At 37.1% G+C, this 21615-nt stretch carries 18 protein-coding genes; 12 read left to right on the forward strand and 6 right to left on the reverse strand.

Annotated features, from left to right (window positions below):
* The first annotated feature begins 211 nt into the window (after nucleotides 1-211).
* From OSH00_RS03250 to OSH00_RS03260, 3 genes are all read left to right on the forward strand, one after another.
* Nucleotides 212-739 (forward strand): hypothetical protein, encoded by a 528-nt coding sequence (locus OSH00_RS03250; RefSeq protein ID WP_266129199.1) that lies wholly within the window; start codon nucleotides 212-214, stop codon nucleotides 737-739.
* A gap of 412 nt (nucleotides 740-1151) precedes the next feature.
* On the forward strand, nucleotides 1152-2954 hold the full coding sequence (locus OSH00_RS03255) for an acyl-CoA dehydrogenase C-terminal domain-containing protein (RefSeq protein WP_266129299.1): 1803 nt from the start codon (nucleotides 1152-1154) through the stop codon (nucleotides 2952-2954).
* A gap of 191 nt (nucleotides 2955-3145) precedes the next feature.
* Entirely contained in the window at nucleotides 3146-4927 is a 1782-nt protein-coding gene (locus OSH00_RS03260) for an acyl-CoA dehydrogenase C-terminal domain-containing protein (protein ID WP_266129200.1), read from the forward strand.
* A 66-nt stretch (nucleotides 4928-4993) separates the two neighbouring features.
* On the opposite strand, the gene OSH00_RS03265 is transcribed toward OSH00_RS03260, so the two are convergent.
* Nucleotides 4994-5335, reverse strand: a complete 342-nt coding sequence (locus tag OSH00_RS03265; RefSeq protein WP_266129201.1) for a hypothetical protein — start codon at nucleotides 5333-5335, stop codon at nucleotides 4994-4996.
* A gap of 246 nt (nucleotides 5336-5581) precedes the next feature.
* Here OSH00_RS03265 and OSH00_RS03270 point away from each other — a divergent pair, with 246 nt between their 5' ends.
* Nucleotides 5582-6076 (forward strand): phosphate-starvation-inducible protein PsiE, encoded by a 495-nt coding sequence (locus OSH00_RS03270; RefSeq protein WP_266129202.1) that lies wholly within the window; start codon nucleotides 5582-5584, stop codon nucleotides 6074-6076.
* 159 nt (nucleotides 6077-6235) lie between these two features.
* Here OSH00_RS03270 and OSH00_RS03275 read toward each other — a convergent pair whose 3' ends face one another.
* A complete protein-coding gene (locus OSH00_RS03275) occupies nucleotides 6236-6733 on the reverse strand; it encodes an RcnB family protein (protein WP_266129203.1) in 498 nt (165 codons plus the stop codon).
* 167 nt (nucleotides 6734-6900) lie between these two features.
* Here OSH00_RS03275 and OSH00_RS03280 point away from each other — a divergent pair, with 167 nt between their 5' ends.
* The gene (locus tag OSH00_RS03280) at nucleotides 6901-7347 is read left to right on the forward strand and encodes a hypothetical protein (RefSeq protein ID WP_266129204.1); all 447 of its coding nucleotides are present in this window, start codon (nucleotides 6901-6903) and stop codon (nucleotides 7345-7347) included.
* Between the two features lie 26 nt (nucleotides 7348-7373).
* Here OSH00_RS03280 and OSH00_RS03285 read toward each other — a convergent pair whose 3' ends face one another.
* The 3 genes from OSH00_RS03285 to znuD all read right to left on the reverse strand — a co-directional run bounded on the left by OSH00_RS03285 (nucleotide 7374) and on the right by znuD (nucleotide 12565).
* Nucleotides 7374-8768, reverse strand: coding sequence for a tetratricopeptide repeat protein (locus tag OSH00_RS03285; protein WP_266129205.1), 1395 nt, complete (start codon nucleotides 8766-8768; stop codon nucleotides 7374-7376).
* An 86-nt stretch (nucleotides 8769-8854) separates the two neighbouring features.
* The gene (locus OSH00_RS03290; RefSeq protein ID WP_266129206.1) at nucleotides 8855-10318 is read right to left on the reverse strand and encodes a phospholipase D-like domain-containing protein; all 1464 of its coding nucleotides are present in this window, start codon (nucleotides 10316-10318) and stop codon (nucleotides 8855-8857) included.
* Nucleotides 10319-10465: 147 nt separating this feature from the next.
* Nucleotides 10466-12565: a zinc piracy TonB-dependent receptor ZnuD gene (gene znuD / locus OSH00_RS03295; RefSeq protein ID WP_266129207.1), complete on the reverse strand. Its 2100-nt coding sequence runs from the start codon at nucleotides 12563-12565 to the stop codon at nucleotides 10466-10468.
* Between the two features lie 134 nt (nucleotides 12566-12699).
* Here znuD and OSH00_RS03300 point away from each other — a divergent pair, with 134 nt between their 5' ends.
* From OSH00_RS03300 to OSH00_RS03315, 4 genes are all read left to right on the forward strand, one after another.
* On the forward strand, nucleotides 12700-13470 hold the full coding sequence (locus OSH00_RS03300; protein WP_266129208.1) for a DUF4184 family protein: 771 nt from the start codon (nucleotides 12700-12702) through the stop codon (nucleotides 13468-13470).
* A gap of 198 nt (nucleotides 13471-13668) precedes the next feature.
* Entirely contained in the window at nucleotides 13669-15456 is a 1788-nt protein-coding gene (aspS, locus tag OSH00_RS03305; protein ID WP_196075368.1) for an aspartate--tRNA ligase, read from the forward strand.
* Nucleotides 15457-15592: 136 nt separating this feature from the next.
* Nucleotides 15593-15811 (forward strand): hypothetical protein, encoded by a 219-nt coding sequence (locus tag OSH00_RS03310; RefSeq protein ID WP_004827797.1) that lies wholly within the window; start codon nucleotides 15593-15595, stop codon nucleotides 15809-15811.
* 9 nt (nucleotides 15812-15820) lie between these two features.
* A complete protein-coding gene (locus OSH00_RS03315) occupies nucleotides 15821-16684 on the forward strand; it encodes a lysophospholipid acyltransferase family protein (protein ID WP_196075367.1) in 864 nt (287 codons plus the stop codon).
* A gap of 63 nt (nucleotides 16685-16747) precedes the next feature.
* On the opposite strand, the gene OSH00_RS03320 is transcribed toward OSH00_RS03315, so the two are convergent.
* Nucleotides 16748-17554, reverse strand: a complete 807-nt coding sequence (locus tag OSH00_RS03320; protein ID WP_266129209.1) for a glycosyltransferase family 25 protein — start codon at nucleotides 17552-17554, stop codon at nucleotides 16748-16750.
* Nucleotides 17555-17696: 142 nt separating this feature from the next.
* On the opposite strand from OSH00_RS03320, the gene OSH00_RS03325 reads away from it, so the two are divergent.
* From OSH00_RS03325 to OSH00_RS03335, 3 genes are read left to right on the forward strand one after another with little or no spacing between them, the layout of a single operon-like run.
* On the forward strand, nucleotides 17697-18602 hold the full coding sequence (locus OSH00_RS03325) for a glycosyltransferase (RefSeq protein ID WP_266129210.1): 906 nt from the start codon (nucleotides 17697-17699) through the stop codon (nucleotides 18600-18602).
* A 54-nt stretch (nucleotides 18603-18656) separates the two neighbouring features.
* A complete protein-coding gene (locus tag OSH00_RS03330) occupies nucleotides 18657-19574 on the forward strand; it encodes a lipopolysaccharide biosynthesis protein (protein ID WP_266129211.1) in 918 nt (305 codons plus the stop codon).
* 39 nt (nucleotides 19575-19613) lie between these two features.
* Entirely contained in the window at nucleotides 19614-21542 is a 1929-nt protein-coding gene (locus OSH00_RS03335) for an acyltransferase family protein (RefSeq protein WP_266129212.1), read from the forward strand.
* Nucleotides 21543-21615: the final 73 nt, after the last annotated feature.

Consider the following 21615-nt stretch of genomic DNA (forward strand, 5'->3'; position numbering starts at 1 on the left):
ATACGATAAAATAGACTTCTTTCGTTATAAGTGATTACTTAATTTATTAGCACACTCTAAAGCCGCACAAAATGGTATTTTACAGGGTATTTTTGTGATAAAACCTTTAGAGATTAGCTATAGTCAAAAAATCAGCATTCAATACTTGCAACTCGCATACTTTTAAAAATCGTCCCAAAGCTTATTTTCGCAAGAACTCTAGTAATTAACCATGAATAAACTTCGTACAGAAATAGAACCCGATTTCGAAACGGCACAACAACTTTATCCGACTGTGCTCGAATTGATTGCCAATTACACCCGCATGTGTGATGAATTCGGTGATGAAGACTGCGTAGAATATCAAAAGCTCAGTGAAAAACTTACACAAATCACTCTTAAAGATATCAGTCAATATGATCTTTGGGAGTGGTGGGAAGCCGAAGGCATCGAAAACTTAAGCTTTGATATTTGCCTACCCGAGCCTAAAATGCTCAAGGATATTTCAAGGCAAGAACTGACTGAGATTGTTCAACGAATTAAAAAGTCGGATTTTACTGCCCAACAAGAAAATGCTTTTATTTATTCTTTTTATATTCGTACCGTCTTTCCAGGCGGTTATTTCTATCATTTTTTAGAACTTAATTTTAAATATTTTCATCATCGCTTATTTCAGCGCAATAAAGATCAGAACGGCAAATACTTTGAATATTCAACTGAACAAATTGTAGAACAGCTCTGGGCTGAAAAATCTGAATAATATCCAGCAACACTGAAACTTACAAGCGTAAATGGAATGGCTGATTCACTATAAAATCAGCATCAAACCACTATTTTTATATAGTTTATCATGACTTGAATGATTCCATTATTTTTTAGCCAATTTTCATCTGATAGTTCATAGTTTTTACCCTCATTTTATTGGACACAACTTTTTACGATTTTGACTATTTGTATCCTTATTTTTCAATGAAAACTGTTTACACTCAATGCACTTACAAGTTTCAAGCCATTTTTCTTTGACTTTACAGTCACAGAGAAATAACCATGAAATACTTGTACGTCACTATAAGATGTTGCACGATGTAGCAGAACAAATATGTGTCATAGAAGACACACATCGTATTTATGAAGATTATAAATCTGGTTTAACCAGTATTGAGGAAACCGATATGCCACAATACAAAGCACCCTTACGTGATATGCACTTCGTTCTGCATGAATTATTAAATGCAGAAGAACATTACGCTAAACTCCCTGCGTTTCAAGAAACCGTAAGCCGTGAATTGATTGATCAGTATTTAGAAGCTGGCGCGGATTTCTGTGAAAATGAACTTTCTCCTTTAAACCAAATCGGTGATCGTGAAGGCTGTAAGTGGGATGATGGTGTGGTGACTACCCCTACTGGCTTTAAAGCAGCGTATGACAAATATGTAGAACTCGGTTTCCCTTCTCTTTCAGTTCCTGAAGAACATGGCGGTCAAGGCTTACCAGGTTCATTGGCAACAGCTATTTCTGAAATGGTCGGTGCAGCAAACTGGGCTTGGGGCATGTATCCTGGTCTTTCTCATGGTGCAGTACGTACTATTGAACATCACGGTTCTGCTGAACAAAAAGCAACTTATCTGCCTAAACTGGTTTCAGGTGAGTGGACAGGTACAATGTGTTTGACAGAATCTCATGCAGGTTCTGACCTTGGTATTATCCGTTCTAAAGCTGAACCACAGGCAGATGGCAGTTATGCAATCTCTGGTGAAAAAATCTTTATTTCAGCAGGTGAACACGACATGGCTGAGAACATTGTTCATATTGTTCTCGCACGTTTACCAGGCGCACCTAAAGGCACTAAAGGTATTTCATTATTCATCGTTCCAAAATTCAATGTCAATGCGGACGGTTCTATTGCAGACCGTAATGGCGTTCGTTGTGGTTCAATCGAACACAAAATGGGTATCCATGGTAATGCCACATGTGTGATCAATTTTGACAATGCGAAAGGTTTCTTAATTGGACCAGAAAACAAAGGTCTACACTGCATGTTCACCTTCATGAACACTGCACGTATTGGTACCGCTGTTCAAGGTTTAACTGCATCAGAGTCATCTTTCCAGGGCGCACTTGCATATGCCAAAGATCGTTTGGCAATGCGTTCACTGTCTGGTCCTAAAGCGCCGGAGAAAGAAGCTGATCCAATCATTGTTCACCCTGCTGTGCGCAACATGTTGATGACGCAAAAAGCATTTGCTGAAGGCGGTCGTGCACTGGTTTACTTCTTGTCTCAATATGCAGATATCGTAGAACAAGGCGTAACTGAAGAAGATCGTAAATTCGCTGACAACATCTTGTCTTTATTGACACCAATCGCAAAAGCATTCTTAACTGAAACAGGTTCAGAGTCTGCGAAACATGGTGTACAAGTATTTGGTGGTCACGGCTTTATTTCTGAACATGGTATGGAGCAAATTGTACGTGATACCCGTATCTCCTGCTTATACGAAGGTACGACTGAAATCCAAGCACTTGATTTGTTAGGTCGTAAAGTATTGGGAACTCAAGGTGCAATGTTGAAAGACTTCACCAAGATTATCCATAAATTTGCGGAAGCAAACAAAGACAATGCTGAGCTCAAAGAATTTGTTGAACCATTGGCTGCTCTGAATAAAGAGTGGGGTGATTTAACCATGCAGATCGGTATGAAAGCAATGCAAAACCCTGATGAAGTGGGTGCTGCAGCGGTAGATTACTTATACTTCTCTGGCTATGTAACACTGGCATTCTTATGGGCGCGCATGGCGCTTGTTGCTCAACAGAAATTAGCTGAAGGTTCTACTGAAACTGGTTTCTACAATGCAAAAATCAAGACTGCTCGTTTCTACTTCAAAAAGATTCTTCCACGTGTTCGCTCACATGTAGATGTGATAGCAGGTGGCTTAGATCCTTTGATGTCATTAGATGCTGAAGATTTTGCATTCTAAGTAGAATGTCGAATTAGACATTTAAAAACTGTACTCAAGAGTGCAGAAATAGAGAAAGGACGGTCATAGCTTTGGCAGTCCTTTTTCTTTATAAATAGACCGTAATTTCACTTAGATCATCTAACAACATTCATCATTGTTGATTACACTGGTCTGAGTCTAAGATTCAAACAATAAACAGGTGAACGAAGATGCCAATTTATAATGCGCCACTTGCAGATATGAAATTCATTTTAAATGATGTTTTCAATGCAGAACAATTCTGGCAAGCCAATGAAAAGCTTGCTCATGTTGATGCAGCAACGGCTGAAGCGATTTTAGAAGAAATGGCTAAATTTGCTCAGAATGTTACGCTTCCGCTCAACCGTACCGGTGATGAAGAAGGCGCACATTATGAAAATGGCAAAGTCACTACACCTGCTGGCTTTAAAGAAGCTTTCCAACAATATGCTGAGGGTGGTTGGATCGGTTTAGGCGCAGATGAGGAATGGGGCGGTCAGGCAATGCCGAAAATGCTGACTGTACTTGCAGATGAAATGTTATTTGCAACCAATCCTTCTTTCATGCTCTACCCGCTTCTTTCTGTCGGCGCCGGTATGGCATTGAACAGCTATGCATCTCAAGAGCAAAAAGAAACGTATCTCCCTAAAATTTATTCAGGTGAATGGTCTGGAACCATGTGTCTGACTGAACCACATGCAGGTACAGATTTAGGTATCATCAAAACCAAAGCAGAACCAAATGAAGATGGTACGTACAACATTACTGGTACGAAAATCTTTATTACAGGGGGTGACCATGATCTCGCTGAAAATATCATTCACCTCGTTTTAGCAAAAACACCAAATGCACCTGCTGGTTCACGTGGTATTTCACTCTTTATCGTACCTAAATTTCTTGTCAATGCAGATGGTTCATTGAGTGAACGCAACACTGCTGGTCCTGGTTCAATTGAGCACAAAATGGGAATCAAAGCCTCTGCAACATGTGTCATGAATTTTGATGCAGCTAAGGGTTATCTGGTGGGTAAAGAAAACGAGGGGTTAGCAGCAATGTTCGTGATGATGAATTACGAACGTCTGTCTATGGGTATTCAAGGTCTTGGTGCTTCAGAATATGCTTACCAAAATGCTGCACAATATGCGACTGATCGCCTTCAAGGTCGTAGCGCAAATGGTGTTCAATCTCCAAACAAGCCTGCAGACAGCATTCTTGTCCATGGTGATGTACGTCGCATGTTATTGAATGCGCGTGCCAACAATGAAGCTTCTCGTGCCTTTGCTGTCTATGTTGGACAACAGCTCGACATTACTAAGTTTTCAACCGATGCTGAAGCGATCGCCAAAGCGAATAATCGTGTAGCACTGTTAACGCCAATTGCAAAAGCCTATTTAACCGATACTGCTTTTGATGCAGCGATTGATGCACAGATGGTTTTCGGTGGTCACGGATTTATTCGTGAATGGGGCATGGAACAGTGTGTACGTGATTTACGTATTGCGCAAATCTATGAAGGTACAAACGGCGTTCAATCACAGGATTTGATTGGTCGTAAAACCATAAAGTGCAATGGTGAATTTATTGCTGAATATATCGCTGAAATCCGTGATTTCGCTAATGATTTAGACACTGATCTGAACTTTATCAAAGATGCAACATTAGATGTAGCGACTGAAGTGGACATGATCACGCAACACATTTTAGAACGTGCAAAAGAAAATGCTGACTTCTCGAATGCTGCTGCTGTAGACTATTTACACGCTGTAGGTTTGTTGAGCTTTACCTATATGTTTGCACGGATTGCCAATGCTGCAAAAAATAAACAAGGTCAGTTCTATCAAGACAAATTGGCGCTTACACACTACTTCATCCAGCGTATCTTGCCTGATCTACACGCACGCATTGCAAAAATCAAAGCCGGTGCGGAAGTATTGATGAACTTCAGCGAAGATTATTTTACCACTCAAGCTTAATCTCAGAATAAACTGAAATAAGTGAGAAAACGTCCGATCATTCGGACGTTTTTTATTGTCCGATCATTAATGTAGTTTAGGGTCTGGAAATGGTAATTTGTCTTGAGACTCACTCGGCATCGCAACCCATTTATCTTTATCTTGATAAAAATCAGATTGTGTTTCATTGGTTGCAGCACCTAATTTGACTGAAACAGTGCATGCTATTTGCCCTGAATGGGTAGCATTTACGGCAGGAATACATGTTCCCAATTTAACCTCTGAAATCATTGCACCGATTTGGTTTCCCAGCAACTCAGCAGTCGCTTGTTTGGCTTCTGAAACTGTTGGAATTTTAACCACCTCAGCATTGGCGAATTGAGTGAATAATAGAGCACTGAAACATACAGTTCTGAAACTTATTTTCATTATTTCTGTCCACTTACAATAAAGTTGAATTTAAAAAATTATTTTAATCTCAATCTCATCTTATTTAAAATAAAACAGTATTTGAGCTATCGCCTAAAACATAAATCCCTTTGGAAGAAGAGGGATCATTACTCTTCTTCCATTCACATAAACAGACTCATTGTTAAAATGAAATCGCCTCTTTTTCATGTGCATGAAATTTGCATGATGTTTAATTCACAATACTGCATAGAAATGGAGGATGTCATGAATAAAGATCCACGTATAGAAAAAATAGAAAACCTCCTCGACAAATTAGGCAATATTGCCGTAGAAGCTTTTCATTATATTGCACTGTTTATTATTGGTTGCATGATTGCATGGTCCGCCGTACATACCATCCTCGAAATTTTGACCGTAAAACGGTACGCCAGTATCGATGATATTTTACTTCTGTTTATTTACTTAGAATTAGGGGCAATGGTGGGTATTTACTTTAAAACCAATCACATGCCTGTTCGCTTTTTAATTTATATCGCGATTACAGCACTGACCCGGCTATTGATTTCAGATATCCAGCACGATCATAAAGCGGATATGGATTTGCTGATCATTACAGGTTCAGTTTTAATTTTGGCGATTGCAATCTTAATTGTACGTTATGCGTCTTGGACCTATCCCTCTGTTATTCGGGATAAACATACTGAAAAACCACTAGCACTTGGAAAAACACCACGACCTGAGGATGACGAGCTAGCCTAACCGTTAATTTCTTTATCTCCATCAGAAATAAAACCTTCTCAGTGCTATAAAATCAATAGCAAGTTTGGTTGAGATCGACAATACAGCACAGAAGGTTTGATTATTTTTAGATTAAAGCTTTCACACTCTATGTCTGAACATAATCAACGCAAAGTAGAATTAACGGTCATTCGGTACTTGTAAATAACGTCCACTTTCAAAGATCCAGTGCATTCCAACCTGTGGATCAGGTAAACCATAACGACGCCAATCACTAATTAACGTATAGTGCGAGCTTTCAATCTGACCACCCTCTCCATTTACATAGCCATAACTGTTGCCTGAATACTCCGTGCGTGTCGGAAACTGATGGTTATAAATAATTGTCACCCCATTTTGCGGTGGATAAGTTGGATTCGGATGATTTGGATGTGGATAAGGTCGATTGGGGTAACTTGGATAAGACGGATATGGTCGTGGATATTGTGGTCGGACAGGAATTTCCTGCGTCATTTGTCGACCGTATTGATCTGTATATTTATACGTCGTGGTTGGATATTTCTTTTGAGGGCGTTCAACGCTGCGATAGTTTCCCCAATCTTTACCATCTGCCCATGTCGTTGCCGAAACGCCTGAAAGCATCAACATTAAGACACTTGAACTGAGTATCTGTTTCATTTCAACCTCCAAACTTCCGCAGATCTATCATTTTAATACATCATTACAGAGAAATTGTGGATAAATAACATTCATTATTTATCTTGTTTAACTGTTTATACATCAACTTGGGCAAATTCTGATATCAATCTGATAAAATATAGTTTTAATCTGATGAGTGCTGTATTGTGGCTGAACTGAGCTTTGACCGTTTACATCAATTTTTTTGCAAAGTCCCTAGTGTGCAAGAAGCATTTATTGATAGCTATGGTTCAGATGGCAAACATGCTTGGTGGTTCAAATTTCAAATCAATATTGACCATCCACTCGCATGGCAAACCGTACAAGAACTGGGTCATGTTTTAAATTACATTTCTAAAAATGAACGACTTCCTACCCAGTTTCTACCTGTTTCGCCACCGCCTTATATGAATGGGGAGGCAAAGCAGTTTTTAACGTGGGTCATTCAATGCAATCATCCAGACTTTCCCCCTGACGTAGTCTGTGATTGGCTTGAAGCACGTTTGCCCAAGCCTGTTGAGGATCCTGCGAAATGGAAAATAAAAACTGATTTACATGAGTTAGATCAAGTCCCGGATAAGGATTTGGATCAGATAATTCCACCCCATCCATAATCTGCATAAAACGCAAAGAACCGAATCTATCTTTTTCGGTTCTTCGCTTCGGTTTCAGCTTGCTCACTATCATTATTCAAACTTTCAATCAAACCACCGAGGTTTTTATTGAATTGTGCGCGCATCTGTATATAGGTTTTAAGCTTTCTAGCTTTAACGGGGTCTTTCGTTGTCCCCTTACCCGTTTGGTACGCCTCTAAAGCTTTACTTTGTGTATCTTCCTCAGATGATCCATTTTCGTATGCTAAAACCGCCCAACGATAATCCTCAGGCTCATCCGCAATACGTGCGAGATTATCCATTGCATTGACTGATCCCAACTCCGCAGCATGTTTGAAATATTTTTGGGCAAGCACTTCATCATGATCTTGATTTTCTTCATTGAAATACCAGACACCAAGATAATTTAGCGCCTCAGGATCATTTTGAGCTGCTGCTTTCTTTAAATAATCCAATCCTTTCTGAACATCTTTTTGATCTTCATCATTCATCAGTAAATAATCAGATCCCAGCTCCGTTAACGCAACATGATTATTGAGTGAAGCAGCCTTGCCATACAAATATTGCTTCTCTTTATCTGTGTCTTTTTTTAATGCGAGCATCAAATAAGCATCACTCGCACCTTTGGCAGCCTGTTTTTCATAATGTGCCAAAATTCCGTTTTCAAGTTGCTTTATCTCCTTGTCCGATAAATATGTGTCTGAAGCATAATCATCAAGTAATTTGATTTTTGCGCCTATATCGCCTTGATTAGAACGTTGCTGAAGCATTCTAAAATAAGCTTGATCACTGTCTTTATGCACTGCTGCATAGTCTTGTTTTGTCTTGGCACCCAGTCTTTTTAATATTTTTTCTGGGCAGTTTTGAATCAACTCACCTGCTTTTAAGGTGTCTCCTTTTTGGACTGCTCGATATAGCCACTGACACTGTTCATCGCTATACCCGTCTGCATCATTATCCAATGCATAAACCAACGTCCGAATCGCCTCCGTATCACCTTGTTCAGCAAGTTTTAAAATTTTCGGACGAATTTTTAATAAATTTTGTTTGATATCACTCGAAATACCAAAGCCCTCAGCCACTTCAGCTTCTAAAGCCAATGATAAATAGGCGTCAAAATTTCCACGTTGTGCAGCCTCCAAACGTAACTGTTTGTATAAATTATTATTTTCAGGTAAAAACCGATAATCTGCTGAATTAGAATAATACTTTGCAAGTAAAAAGTAGGCTTCCGCATCTCCTTGACTGGATGCCTGTTGAAGTAACTGAATTGCTTTGTCAGCATTGATTAAAACAGTGGGGCTACCTGTTTGCAATATTTTTGCCTGAGTCAATAAAGGATTTTCAGCAGAACTCAATGGTGAAGCAATAAGGCTGAATATAAAAAAGGATGTTAAAAGTGACGTTTGTAAAGTTCTCATACAAGCTCAGCGTTGTTATTAAAATATACTCAGCTGCAGATTATGTACCGAATGCCATTCATTTCGGTACATTTTTTTAAAAGTTTTTAAAAGGTTGATAAACCACTCCACTCCATAAAACGGTAGATTGCATATTTCAATTTCGAATCATCGGCATATTTGCTGTAATCCACACTCATTTGGCGACCATTTAAATTTGACCAAGCTGTATTGAAATATTGTTCAGCATCAATAAACACTTGCTGTTGTGGATGACCTAAAACGCGCAAATCTGTTTCTAAATTATAGTTCTTCAAATTACGTGCGGTAAAATTGGCTGAACCTAAAATCATCTCTGCTGATTGAACATTGCGCTTTATCATCATCTTACTATGGCATTGTTCACCCTGTGTATTGCACCAACGAACGTCAATGCCTTCATCATGTAATTCTGAAGCAACCTGACGATTTGGAATCCCGTTTTTCTGACGACCAAAAGCATCTTTATTGGGGTCGAGCAAAATTCTTAATTTTACTCCACGTTTTTTTGCAGCAATCAATGCCTGAACAATCTTGCGCTCAGATAAATAAAACATGGCCAAGTCAATTTGGTCATTGGCTTTTGCGGATGCCAGCATGTTTAAAACTGCATCATAAATTGCTTTTTCGGTCAATACTTGAACTTGAGGCGCATTTGAATTTTCAGGCAATTTCCCAAAAACAATCATTGGCGTATCTGCACCAGATAAATGTGCAACGGCTTGTTCCGATGTCAAAATATCTGTTGCGATTGCACCATCGACCAACAAAGCAACATTCGAATGGCGTGAGCTTCCATCATGGGGATTGGCAGAAGTCACGATGGTTTTCCAGCCCTCATCGGTATCAACAACAATAGTTTTACGATGATTTGCTTTAAAATTAAATAAGTTTAAATAACTACGTACTGTGATTTTTTCCTTACCGAAAGGATTGTTCAACCAACCTTTCTCAGGATTGTTTCCGATATCCTGACAGCACAAATACCAAATCCCAGACCATGTTGGATTCGAGGCACGTAATGGCGTCAAATTGGTTTCAATCACCTCAATGCCACCCAAGCGTAATTGACGATATTGTTCAGGTTGAATACCGCCATACACTGAATTAATTGGATCTGTAATAAATTTAATTTCCAGTGCAGGATTCACAACTTTCTGATTGACTAAGGCCTGCGTCAACTGCTGAGTTAATTGACGTTGTTGAACTTTTGATTCCCCCACTTCGCTATTAAACAAAAACATATCAATTACAATTGTGGTTTTTGCCTGCTTAATTAATTGTAAAACTTGATCAAAAATATGCTGATCAAGTTGTTGTTTACCATGCGCATCAATATAGGTTTCATCGGCAATGAATTTCACATCTGCATGACGCAGAGGTCCGGTGAAATTTAAACTTTTTGGCATGGGTTTATAGGTGTGATAAATCGCTGATGCGAGATAGCCCAAAGCCAATACACTCAAAATAATGCCGAAATAACGGCGTTTTGACCAATTCAGCTTACTGTGAATTCTATTGAAAATACGCATAAAAAAGACCTAGACTCATTCAGGGTCTGTACAACTCATCAATCACTTGGGTTCAAGTAAAGATTAATAAATCATGAACAGACACTTAGAGCCTAGGTCGGATTCCTTTATTTTTCAATATCGATTTGGTGAATAAACACAAATAAGTTAGAACTTATAATCCATTCCAATCACAAAGTTACGTCCCATTTGTGGAATATTTGCCAAGAAAGAAGTGTGATCATACACTTTCTCATCTAACAGATTATTTGCTTTAAAGAATACTTTTGCTTCCTGTTGATTTGACAATGGATATTTATAAGCCAAACCTACATTTACCATATTATAGCCTTTGGTCTCTTGCTCGTAAGAAGCAAACTTATCCTGATTAAATACATGCGCGTATTCGGCAGAACCAGACCAATGATCATCAAAGTCAGCGTTTACACGCGCGCCCAAACGCCCTGCTGGAACACGTGGTGCATTTTCATCTTCAATTTTTCCACGCACATAATCACCAAACATACTGGTTTTGTAGACGTCATTCCACTGGTACGCAACTTCACCTTCTGTACCGTAGAACTTGGCTTTGTCTTGGCTATATTTAATTAAACGGAAGTTTTCATATTGATCTAGCGTTTTGGCATAAATATAGTTGTCAAACCAATTGTGGTATACATGCACATGATAGCTGAGCTTGTCATTGTCAAAATGTAATCCGAGTTCAACGTTGTTTGACTTTTCTTTATCTAGATTTTCATTACCCAGTTCATAGGTATTGGTTGCATAGTGTTTACCATCCGCATACAGCTCTTGTGCCAAAGGTAAACGTTCTTGATGAGAACCTGTTAAAGAGAGTGTGTAATTCGGAGCAAAAGTCCAATTCACAGCACCGGAATATGAGAAGGCATTTCCATTGAAATCTTTTTGTTCAGAATCTACATCGACATTCTGATGATCAAAACGGGTCCCCAACTCGACATGAAAATCACCAAATTGACGATGTTCCAAGCCAAACAGACTATATTTTTGTGTCTTATTGGGAGCAAGAACTGCTTCTTCACCAGTAATGTCTAACTTCTGTTGACTTGCCTGTACACCCCAAACACCTTCCCACGCAGCAACAGGATTATGTACTAACTCGACACGACCTTCATAACCTTTACTCTTAAAGGTCGTCATTGCTGTACCATCTTCAATTTCATCATGTTTATAATCGGTATAGCTTGCTTGTGCACGCAGTTTCTTAAAGCCTGCAAAAGGTTCATTCAACTCAGAACGGAAATCATAACGTTCCGTCTTCATATCAATCCATGGACCTGCTTCAGCATGATCATGATCTTCATCCCCATGATCATGTCCAGAGTGATCATCATCACCCTCATCATGCCCACCACAATGGAGGGACAAACCATGTAAATGGCATGACTCATACTCATGGCTATGTCCAGGTAAGCCATACTGATCTTGACGATTACTATAAGAAATACCGGCAAAACCACGCTCACCAATCCACGATAAACCGACATTGACATTATCTGATTCTGAGAAAGTATTGCCTACGCGGCGTTGTTTGCTGCTGTGTGCATGATCACCATGCTCTTCTGTCACCACATAGTCTGGTGTAACGTAATCATTGGCATCGCGTTTTAATCCTTCAACACGTAATGCTACATTTGAACCCAGACCAACTGTGACACCTGCATGTGCCATTTTTTCATCATTACCGGTGTTATAGCGTAATCCAACATTACCTTCATAACCATTTTCAGGCATGTTGGTTGGAATTTTGCTATCCACCACATTTACTAAACCACCGACTGAACCTGCACCATAAAGGAGTGTCGAAGGTCCACGCACAATTTCAATATTCTGCGCAAGCTGTGGATCTACAGTGACAGCATGGTCTGGAGATAGGCTAGAAACATCCATGGTTTCCGTGGCATTTTGAGTAACTTTTACACGTGCTCCTTCTTGACCTCGAATCACAGGACGACTCGAACCTGCTCCAAATGTATTGGAATATACCCCGAGTTCGCCTTTGAGTGCCTCACCTAAAGTGGTTCCAGATTGTTGTAATTTTTCACGTGAAACAGTTTCATCGGCAGCACCGAAATCTTGATTAGTTGGAACCAATGGATGACCAACAACAGTAATGGTTTCTAATTGTTGTGGATTTTTCTCTGTAGTGGTTTGATTTTCTGCCCAAATGGAGGTCGAAATAATCGCGGTTATTGAAAGTGTCAGTGCGCTTTTAGAAAAAGACATGGGATGCTCTCGAAGCTCGATGTTTTGAATTTATGTTATATTATAACATTTCAATATTTTTGCAATAAAAAACATTTCCTATAACCTATTTTGTTTAGAATCAAATCAAAGTCATCTTTGCCATTTGAAATTTAATGCCTTTTACTCTGTCTCACGCTGTTTTAGCACCACCTCTTTCTAAACTTTCAGGTCATCGTTTACCGATTGCAGCACTCGCAATTGGTACAATGACGCCTGACCTATATCGTATGCTTGTACAAACTGAAATTCATTTAAACCATCAGTTTAAAGGCATAATTTATCCAGATTTATGTGTTGGATTGCTATTCTGCTTGTTATGGTATGTATTATATCGTCCCTTATTGTTTAAGTTTTTGGGTATTTATAAACCACTTAACATCCAGTCAATTTCAAATTTTTTTAAATTTTTATTTTGGATCATATTGGCCATTTTATTAGGGACTGCAACTCATATTATTTGGGATGGTTTAACCCATTTAGACTTTAGAACTTTTGCCTTTAGCGACTTTTTAGCACAATCTGTCACGATCCTTGACCATATTTACCCTATGCATAAAGTCCTACAAATTGGTTGTTCAATTGTTGCTTTACCATTCTTGTTCTGGATGGGATTACACTATTTTTTTAAATATAGAAGCGCTGAACCATTGAACCGTAAAGTCTCTGTCTTCTGCCTATCATTGTTTGCCATTTCCTTTTTTAGCGGCTGTCTTTATTATATTCATGCAGCAAATGAAAGCGGCTTGATTCCCCAACAAACTGATCTTTATATACTGATTGGTTTCTTTATGAAAGTTTTTACTCAAGCCTCCATGATCTGTTTTAGCTTAGGCTGCTGCCTTTTCCTTTATTTAAATCACAAGAAATATTTTGCCATTGTTTAAATGCCTTCATTTAATCTTTGCCGGTTTAATCACTAAAATTTTAGGCGAATGAGCTTAAATTCATTAGGCAAAGTGTAGTTTTTAATGCAAGTCCTTGTGACTCACCGCTCAAAGAGGCATAATCTCACATTACATTTTTAGGCGATGCGCTGTTTACGTATTCGCTTCCTTAACCCATATAGTTGGATTTCTAACGCTATGATGCGAACTCATTATTGCGGTTCTTTAACCGAAGCTCAAATTGACCAAACTGTAACCCTGTGTGGCTGGGTACATCGTCGTCGTGATCACGGTGGTGTAATTTTCCTTGACATGCGTGATCGTGATGGTCTCGTTCAAGTCGTGATTGACCCAGATACTCCAGAAGCATTTGCAACAGCGGATAAAGCGCGCTCAGAATATGTATTAAAAATTGTGGGTCGTGTCCGTCGTCGTTACGAAGGGACTGAAAATGCCAATATGGTCAGTGGTCAAATCGAAGTTTTAGGTAAAGAAATCGAAGTTCTTGCGGCATCTGAAACCCCACCATTCCCATTGAATGATGAAAATGCCAACATTTCTGAAGAAATCCGTCTGAAATATCGTTTCCTTGATATTCGTCGCCCAGAGATGATTGACCGTTTACGTTTCCGTTCTAAAGTCACCACACTGATTCGTAACTATTTAGATGAACATGGTTTCCTTGACGTTGAAACACCAATCCTAACACGTGCTACTCCAGAAGGTGCACGTGACTATTTAGTGCCAAGCCGTGTTTCAAATGGCAGTTTCTATGCCCTTCCACAATCACCACAATTATTCAAACAATTGTTGATGGTTGGTGGTGTAGATCGTTATTACCAAATTGCTAAGTGTTTCCGTGACGAAGACTTACGTGCAGACCGTCAACCAGAATTCACTCAGATCGACATCGAAACATCGTTCTTAAACGATGATGATATTATGGATTTGATGGAAGGTATGACAGTCAAAATGTTCGATGAACTTCTTGGCGTAAAATTCGATAAATTCCAACGCATGACTTATGCAGATGCAATGCGTGACTATGCATCAGATAAACCGGACTTACGTATTCCTTTGAAACTTGTAGATGTTGCGGACATGATGCAAGACGTAGAGTTCAAAGTATTTGCCGGACCTGCAAAAGATCCTAAAGGTCGTATTGTAGCACTTCGCGTACCAGGTGCTGGTTCATTACCACGTAGTCAAATTGACGAATATACTAAATTCGTGGGTATCTATGGTGCAAAAGGTTTGGCTTATATCAAAGTCAATGAACTTGAAAAAGGTGTTGAAGGCTTACAGTCCCCTATCGTTAAATTTATCGAGCCAATCGTACTCGATCTATTAAAACGTGTGGGTGCTGAAAATGGCGATATCGTATTCTTCGGTGCAGATAAAGCCAAAGTAGTCAACGATGCAATGGGCGCTTTACGTATCAAAATTGGTCATGACATGAATATGTCGACTTGCGAGTGGGCGCCACTTTGGGTTGTAGATTTCCCAATGTTTGAAGAAACTGATGATGGTAAATGGACATCTGTTCATCACCCATTCACCTTACCGAAATCAAGTGTTGAAGAAGTGAAAAACAATCCAGGTCAAGCACTTTCAGTCGCTTACGATATGGTACTCAACGGTACTGAAATTGGTGGCGGATCACTTCGTATCTACACTTTAGAAATGCAGAAAGCAATTTTTGAAGCTTTAGGTATTGGTGAAGAAGAAGCTGAAGAGAAATTTAGCTTCTTGCTAAATGCATTAAAATTTGGTGCACCTCCGCATGGTGGTTTGGCATTTGGTCTTGATCGTTTAGTCATGTTGATGACTGGTTCATCTTCTATTCGTGATGTGATTGCATTCCCGAAAACTAAAACGGCTGAATGTCCGCTTACTCAAGCACCTGCGCCAGTTGAGCCAAATCAGTTACGTGACCTTGGTATTCGCTTACGTGAAAAGGCAAAAGTTGAAACTAAGGAAGCTTAATTCTTTATTCAACATGAAAGACCCTGTTTTTAACAGGGTCTTTTTTTATAAGTACGATCCTATTTATTAAGGTTCGAATTGAGATAAATTCTCATAAATGTCATAATACGCAGGTTAACTTTTGAGGTGAAAACCGATGGCTATGCGTCCTAATGTACTTCGTCATACAATTATCATCATTGTATTTTCAGTGGTTCAATGGGGATTCATGCGTTATATTCTCAACCATCAATTGTTTAACTTAGACACTTATCAACGTATTCTCTATTTCAGCATGAGTAGTTTTATTGCTGGTTTTTTTATTATTTCAGCACTGATCTATTTGGTGTTGAAAGGCAATGCTGATCGCGATTAATTTTCATAAATGTATAACTTACTTAAAAATTTTTCTCGCTTGCCTTTAGGCATGATTCAGAGCATTGCAAGAAGCGTTGGAAGTCTATTATTTATCAGTAATTCCTCAGCAAAACGAATCACTGAAATCAACATACAAGCAGCCTATCCTAAGCTTGAGGAACAACAACGCCAGCAACTGATCAAAGCCAGTTTGAAAAGTCAGTGTATGACTTATGTTGAGTCCATCAAAGTTTGGGGCTCCCCACCTGAATTTGCCCTATCTCAAATCAAACAGGTGCATCATGCTGAAATCTTCCTCAACGCATTGAAAAATCCCAATGGTACCCTCGGCGTTGTTCCTCATTTTGGAAATTGGGAGTTAATGAATGCTTGGGTCAATCAACATACCCACCCTGTGATTATGTACAAACCAAGTAAAAACAAAGATTTAGATCGATTTATGTTAGAATCTAGACAACAATTAAATGCGACATTGGTTCCTACAGATGATACAGGTGTACGTGCTTTATTTAAGCACTTAAAACAAGGTGGCTTTTCAGCCATACTTCCAGACCATATCCCCAAAGAATCTGGCGGTGTGTATTCTGATTTTTTTGGACAAAAGGCTTTTTCATCCACCTTACTGTCTAAACTGGCAGCGAAAACCCAATGTTCTGTGGTAGGACTCACCTGTATTCGTCGCGCAGATTATTCTGGTTTTGATCTGCATTTTACAGCGTTGTCTCCAGATATTAACTCTAAAGATTTACAACTTTCTGTTGATACACTCAATAAGGAAATGGAACGAATGATAAATATTGCACCAGAACAATATTTATGGGGCTATAAACGTTTTCGTAAATTAGAAGGTGAACGGAATTTGTATAAATAAGCAAATTCCTCTTCACCATTCAAATAATACTCAAAAATCCATATTCAAAGCAGTCTATTTAACTTAACGAAATTTTATTTTCACGGTTTTTATACCACGCCTGAATTTAGTTAAATTTAATATAAGCTTTTGAATTTGAGTAAATATTCTAAAAATTTCTTTTTTTAATTTAGCTTTATATTGCAACTTTACTTTTTTTGAATATCTACCTTTTCGAATGTTTCTAACATCTTCCAATGCACTAGGAAATTGTGTATTACCATTGGTCAAAGTCACATCTTGAATGCACAATGCTGGGCTTAATTGATATACTTCTATTCCAGAACACTCTCTAAATAGGAAGTGATCTACTGGAATCAATACTTTTGATTCAATAATAAAACTCAATAGTTTTTTTGCTACATCGTTCGATAAAATATAGCCACCACATCCCATATGAGGTTCTCGCAATAATAATAACTTACGATCATTAGGAGCAGAAAGATTTTTTTGTTTTAAAGCCACACTAATTTTTTTATATAATACTTCTAACTTAATTGCTGAGCATTCCTTTGGAATCCATGTAGTATTTAATAAAAAATCTTTTGCATTTTCACCTAGATAAATATCATCTTCAAATATTGCAATATAATCAAGCTGTTCATCTATAGCTTTCTTCCATAAAGTCATATGACTAAGCAAACAACCAACTTCATTTTCATGCAAATCTGTTGTAAATCCAATTAAACCAAGTTGAGACGCCATAAGATTTATATTGACAGGTGTGATGGCATCAAAAAATTCAAAATCTACTTCTTGTTTTGTAAACTCAGCAACAATATGTTTACGACGCTCTTGCGCGGTTGATAAACTAATAACAAATTTCTTCATAAAAACTCTTACAACAATTACTTATAAATTTAATTTTTAGACCGGTACCACGATAAAGATTAATGTTCATTTAAATTAATCGCATTTAGCGATATACTATATGATACCACTCTAATAAATGTGTTTTTAGGGGCTATAAATAATGATTAGTGAAAACATTAAAATTTTTGTAGGTTGCGATCCAAATAACTGCGATCTTGAACAACTTATGGTATTAGAACATAGTGTTCGCAAACATACACAGCATAATGTCGAATTTATTTGGATGCAACTTAGTCATGATATAAATAGCCCATGGTATAGCGATCAGGAAACAAATCAAGGGTGGTCGACAGCAAAATGGGCAACACCTTTTTCTGGTTTTCGTTGGGCAATACCAGAATTATGTGATTTTAAAGGTCGTGCAATTTATATGGATGCAGATGTAGTCGTGCTCTGTGATATTGCAGAACTTTGGTCACACCCTATGAGCGATGAAGCAATTGTTATCGCAAAAGGTGGAAAAAGTTCGGCTCGCTTATGTACATGCGTATGGGATTGTTCAAAAGCTAAAGAATATCTTCCACCACTTGATGAAATTCGCAGTGATCCAGATAGCCATAAAAATTTAATGCGTCTTATCAAAGATAAGCCTCAATTGGTTGAACCTTATCGAGATTCTTATAACAATATTGATGGTGAGGATTTAACAATTGAACAAATTAAAGTATTACACTACTCGGACATGGGGACTCAGTTTAGTCATAAATATGCTATTCCGCGTCTTGCTAAAATGGATCAAAAGCATTGGTTTGATGGCAAAATAATGCCCCATCCTCGCCAGGATTTGATTGAATTATTCGATGAGTATTATGCAGAAGCACTGGAACTCGGTTATAAACCTGAGAATTATTTAATTGAACCTTTTGGAACTTTTTCAAAAGCAACTCAAATTAATTATCAAGGAAATAAAGTAACGCGTCCTGACCAAGAAACCAATTGGTTCAACAAGCAAATTCGAAAAATCAAAGCAAAGTTTAAAAAGCCAACATTTACTTTAGATGGATAAATTGTCAAATCGACAATTTATCCATTAACATTCATTTTATGATTATTACGCTATATGAACCTTAATACACAAAAATCACTTAACCTTCTGTTTTCAAATATTATTTTAAGAAATATCTATAAATTTATTTATAAACATACCCATCCTAAAACACATAAGCATAATCGTAAATACTGGCCTTATTATTCAGTTATAAGAAATGAACTTGGTGGAATAGATAAAGTTTATTTCCGTAAGAAACTTATTGCCGATAATACATTAATCCCAAATAGTGAATGTCAGAAAGCTATGCTGGTTGCAACTGGACCATCCATTCAAGAATGTCCCGAAGATATATTTAAAAGAAAAGATATTGATTATATTGGAATTAATGGTTCAATTTCATTAGACTATGTTAATTTTAAATATTATGTCATCATCGATTTTAATTTTACTAAGAATCGTTTTGACTTAGTGCTTAAAGTACTCCAAAGCAAATGTACTTTTTTTACTACCCATCGCTGTCTTGATATAATTCTCAGAAAAATCAGTCCTGATCTGATAAAATGTCAAATTAAAATCATTGAAACAATTACTGAAGGAGTAGTTGAGCGGTTTCTAGGACCTCGTATTGCTATTAATCCTCATCAAGACTATTTTTATTTAGAGAATGAAAAGGGATTTTCAAACCATATTCGCGACTCAATTTTTGACTATTTTACAGTCTCATATGTTGCTTTACAAATTGTTTATTCATTATCTTATGAAGAAATTTACTTGGCAGGTTTAGATATGAATAATTTTAATCAGCCACGTTTTTATGAAAAAAGTATGAATAAACAGCCTACTATGCTTGATCAGTATCTTACTGAAATATTTCCCGCATTTGAAGTAGCTTCTCATTACTTAAACAAGCAGAATATCAAAGTTTACAATCTATCACTAAAAAGTGCGATAGAGTCTTTTGAGAAATTAGATCCAAAGCTTTTATAAAATTTGGATTCACTTTAGCTTCATTAAGTTTTTTTCAATATGCAAACCAAAAATTTTCGTGATGATATCAACGGGCTTCGTGCCTATGCAGTAATACTTGTTGTTCTATACCATTTTGGCGTCTATGGGTTTTCTGCTGGATTCTTAGGTGTAGATGTTTTCTTTGTAATTTCTGGCTATTTAATGTCTAAAATTATTATTGAAAACCTTGAGAAAAATAGTTTTTCTTTTATAAACTTTTACTTAGCAAGAATCACACGAATTTTTCCTGCATTATTCTTTGTTGTAATAGTCATGACAATCTGTGGATGGTTTTTTTTCATTCCAGAAGACTTTAAATTATTTGCTAAAGATGCAAAATATAGTCTCTCATTCTTGTCAAATGACCTGTATTATCGTCAAGCGGGAGATTATTTTGCTGTAAGCTCTCATGACAAACCCTTACTCCATACATGGTCTTTGTCCGTTGAATGGCAATTTTATATACTTTTTCCAATTTTTATTTATTCATATTTTAGAGTTATTAAAAATAAAAAATTTTTAGGTTTATTCTTAATTCTATTATGTATTTTATCTTTAAGCTTCTCAATTTATATCTCTTATAAAGATTCAATTTATGCCTTTTTTAAGCTTACTTCTCGTGCTTGGGAACTTATTGCAGGTGGCTTGGCTTTTTATTACTCTAGAACATACAAGCCATCAAAATCTATAAAGCTTTGTTTTGAATTTTTTGGATTCTTTTGTATTGCTTTAAGTTTAATCATATTTGATCAGAATACAATCTGGCCAAGTTATAATGCTCTAATTCCTGTCATTGGAACAATGTTTATTCTAATTGCTCATCAACAACAATCTTTCTTCACTAAATTCAAAATTATTCAAAATATAGGGAGTGCTTCTTACTCGATTTATTTGTGGCATTGGCCTATTGCATTTTTACTAGGATATTTTTTCTTCGAGAAGAATATAATCAATATCAGCTTAGGTATTCTAATTTCCCTTACTCTAGGTTGGTTAAGCTATATATACATTGAAAGTTCTAGAAAGTATTTCATTAAAATCAACAGATATTACTGCTACATATTATTTTTTAGTATACTCATCTTCACATCTATACTTTATTCATATATCAATAAAGATGGTTTAAAAAATCGCGCAAACTCACTTTATTTACAACATAACGAAAAACTTGAAATGCCAAAGGTTTCGAATGGGTGGTGTTTTTATAATATAAAGGATGATCATAGTCTAAAGGTAGGCAATAAAGGGCTTGAATGTTATATAGGATCACAACAAGCTAATGCCCAATCAATTCTTTTATTTGGTGATTCTTTTGCAGGTCATAATATTCCATTTTGGCATTATATTGGAAAAGAACTTAACTTAAATATCCATGCAGTAACAACCAATTGGTGCTACCCAAGTATAGATGGGCAATTCACTGGTGATAAGAATTCAACAGCCTATCAACAATGTATGATTAATCGAAATTACTTAAAAAATAATGTAAATAAGTACGATGTATTGATTTTTGCAGGTCGTTGGTCTGATATTGTCCAGCAACATCAACAACAAAGCTTTGATAACTTGCTTAAAGTTACAAATCAATTGCATAAGAAAGTCATTATAATGTCAGAGCCTTACGCATTTGATGAAAACATCAGTATCTTATATAAAAGATCATTATGGTTACATCGAAATTTTAATCTAAATAATTATTCTGATAATATTAAAGCTCAACAGCAAAAAATAGCATCACCCATTATTGCAGATATGGCGCAACGTTATCCTAATACCCTTTTACTCACACAAACAGACTTATTTTCACCGAATCATATGGCAAAAGATAGTATTCCTTACTCTTTGGATGGCCGTCATTTATCTGTTTTTGGCTCCTTATCGTCTAAAGATTACTTCAGTAAGCAGCCAAAATACAAAATACTCAAACAGTTTCTATCATCGAAATAGATGATTTTATTCAATAACTATACAATACCAAACAGGCTATAATTTTATATAAAAATTATAGCCTGTTTAAAAT

It is taken from the genome of Acinetobacter nematophilus (genome assembly GCF_026344175.1).
Taxonomy (GTDB): domain Bacteria; phylum Pseudomonadota; class Gammaproteobacteria; order Pseudomonadales; family Moraxellaceae; genus Acinetobacter; species Acinetobacter nematophilus.